Origin of the sequence: Acetobacterium sp. (genome assembly GCF_041752335.1) — a bacterium.
Taxonomy (GTDB): domain Bacteria; phylum Bacillota; class Clostridia; order Eubacteriales; family Eubacteriaceae; genus Acetobacterium.
Genome location: NZ_JBGSHG010000137.1, coordinates 1 through 3,116, shown reverse-complemented (window position 1 = coordinate 3,116; position 3,116 = coordinate 1). Strand labels below are relative to the sequence as shown.

Genomic DNA, 3,116 nt, shown 5'->3' with positions numbered 1-3,116 from the left:
AGTGCACTTTATCCTCTGCCGAGCTGATGTTTTAAAGAGTGCATCTCTCTGTTTCTATTTTAGCCTCTTTCACCCTCGCGGATGTTTCGGCTGTTTTACAGGTTTTATGGTACTATTCTCTTTTCTATGACCGCCGCTTCTCATTGTTTTACCGGCAGTTTCCTACCGAAGAAGCTTTTCTATTATATCGTCGTTTCTTATGATTGTCAAGCTGTTTTTTGAAATTCTTTTAAGTTGTTTTCTGTGTTGTTCTGTTTTCGCCGTCGCTGTTTTTGACGACTTTGTTAGTATAAAGACTTTTTAACTCTTTGTCAATTAGTTTTTGCAAAAAGCCGCATCTTTTTTTCACTGTCGGTAAAACACTTTTTCCAATCTGAACATCCTGACCAATTTATCACCATCGGTGAGGTTAACAAACGATCCGAATAATATGAAAATCAGTCCGATGCCAATGTTCAAGGTAATGGTTTCGCCCAGAATAATTAATGCGAAAAGCGGCGCAACCATTGGTTTGATGAAAAACGCTACCGAGGCCATGGAGGGCCCGGCGATTTCGACGGTTTTCAGATAGAAGTAATAACCGATCCCGGTCACACATACGCCCAGATAAAAAAGTAGTGGTGCGGTTTCCAGACTAACGCCCTGAAAAATAGGTTGTCCACTAGCAATCAACATCACCAGCAATACTCCCGAGCCCATCAGAAAGCTAAAACTGTTCTGGGCCACCCCGCCGATTCTAGCAATTCTTTTTTTGCCATAGGCTGTATATAACCCAAAGGCAATCGCCGCCACCAGGGTCATTAACAAAAACCAGAGATTGTTTTCACCGGAGCTGAGCTTTTGAGGGTTCATCACAATAATCAACCCGATTATACTAATGGTCAGCGCGATGGCCTTTTTCTTCGTGAATTTTTCATGCACGATATAATGGGCGAAGACCATCGTAAATACCGGATTGATCGAAAAAATCAACGCCGCCAGGCTGGCATTAATGCCCATCAAGCCAATCTGGAAAAGCACCATACTAAAACAGATGCAGATTAATCCCAATGTAAAAAGATAACCTAAATCGCTTTTGCTGAGCTTTATCTGTTTTTTTCTGAGATCACTGATTGCAAAGGGCAAGAGAAAAAGCCCTCCTATTAAGAAGCGGATAAAGGTCAGCTGAATGGGATTAAATGTTGCTCCCCCAATTTTCAAGGCAACCTCCATCGATCCGAAAAGCATTCCGGTTAAAAAGACATAGATATAGATTTTTTTCATTATTTCCTCGATTCGATTTCTTGCTATTCCTGAAGGGTTTTATTAACTTACTATTTTCCAGTTGTGGTTTTACACGGTTGGCACTGAACTTTGAATCGGCAGTTTGAAAAACGCTTCATAGGGCACGTAATCATTCCCATAAATTTCCACATACACCATCACTTCCCGACTGGCATTTTTCAGGCCAAATGCTTCCTGGGCTCCCAAACTCGATGCTCCGATCGGTACTTCCTGGGGATAGGTTATTCCCGTCACCGGATATGTTTCTGCAATCTCGCCACTTTCATCGATCACGTAAAAGCTGACCGACGAAATATAAAGATCCATCACATCCTTTTCATGTCCAATATTGGTATAATCATAGGACAACACGATTACCTGGGCTGGATTTTTTTCTGAGAACTCATTTCTAAAATCAGTCTCATTGGCGGCCGTAAAGGTCACTGAAAAATCGCCATCAACCGTCCATGTTTCCCCGGGTCCATAGACTCTGGCTGGCTCCGGTGTTATTGTTTCGTCGTTTTGTACTTGCTCTGAGTATTCATAGTCATATTGGCTTTCCTCTTCATCGATCAGAAAGGCAATGCCAAAAAAGATTCCGGCAATAATTACAATACTCATCCAGATGATCGCAAACACCCATGGCTTTCGGGGTGATTTTCGGTTTAGATCTTTTTTTGATTTTTCATGATAATCATTTACGCCCCAGGGCTCTTTATCTCTCGCGTCTTTTTTTACCTCGCTTTTCCTTTTGCCCCAAGATCGTTTCTCTTCCCAACCATATTCCGGGTCATCTTCATTTTTTGTCATTAGACCATTTACCAGAAAAACAATTCCCGCTACCACTCCATAAACTGTAGCTGTAGCTGTCATGCTATCATTTCCAGCAAACAAAAACATAACAATAGCGGAGCCAAAATAAAATTTTGCGGCGGTCAGTAATATTTTCCGGTCATCATTATTTATTGATGCTACTCCGATTGTTCCGGCAATTAGCAGCAAAGCAAGTCCAACCAACCATCCATATCCGTAAATATCCGGTGTTTGGGATGATAAGTCCAGTATTCCGCTAACCATGGATTGGTAAATAAAAACAAAGGTCATCATCATCGCGATGACACTGATCAGTAATTTAGCAAGCTTCATTATAGTTCCCCCTTTCCCTTTAGTAAATGGTAGTTTTGAATCAATTCTACGGTGGACTCGACAATACATGCGGTCATCCCCCAAATCACATCTTCTTGATAGGTATAGAAATTTGTTTCATAAGTCCCTTTAACCCAGGGGTAGTTCTTTCCGCCCGGAATACACTCATAAGGAAAATCGTTGGGCTGTTCATGACTCAGATGATTAAGATACTTTTTGGGCACATGCTCCTGAAAAAAACGCACCGGCACGGTAAAAACATCGCAAACTTCTTCATGACTAAAACCATACCGATAATCTCGAAGCAACGCAATATATGGGTAGATCATCATATTAAACGGCGATATAAACACATCGCCAGGTCCCAGTATTTCAATTTGCTGACGATCAACCAGCAATTCTTCGATGGTTTCGCGGATTGCTGCTTCCAAAGGTGTTTCACCCACTTCCAGCCGTCCCCCCGGAAAACAGATTTCTCCCGGCTGACGATTCAATGTCTCCGCCCGTTTTTCAAAAAGAAATGCCGGCCCTTCTGCAGTTTCCACTATAACTACCAGCACCGCATACTGACTGAAATTTCTTTCACCAATCATGCCCGGGCGCCGGTTAAAAAAATCTTCTCGTTCCAATTTGCTCTACCTCAACTATCTATTTGAACTGGCCCTCAAATTACTACACACTGCCAATTCGCTATCTTTATGTTTTAT

The 3,116-nt window shown here is 41.9% G+C and carries 3 protein-coding genes; all 3 read right to left on the bottom strand.

The features are described 5' to 3' along the window. Positions 1–345 precede the first annotated feature (345 nt). Complete coding sequence (locus ACEW8F_RS16780; protein ID WP_373484612.1) at positions 346–1,263, bottom strand: DMT family transporter; 918 nt, start codon at positions 1,261–1,263, stop codon at positions 346–348. Between the two features lie 69 nt (positions 1,264–1,332). After that, complete coding sequence (locus ACEW8F_RS16775; RefSeq protein ID WP_373484611.1) at positions 1,333–2,409, bottom strand: hypothetical protein; 1,077 nt, start codon at positions 2,407–2,409, stop codon at positions 1,333–1,335. After that, a complete protein-coding gene (locus ACEW8F_RS16770) occupies positions 2,409–3,038 on the bottom strand; it encodes a CoA pyrophosphatase (protein WP_373484610.1) in 630 nt (209 codons plus the stop codon). The genes ACEW8F_RS16775 and ACEW8F_RS16770 overlap by 1 nt, the downstream gene beginning before the upstream one ends. Positions 3,039–3,116: the final 78 nt, after the last annotated feature.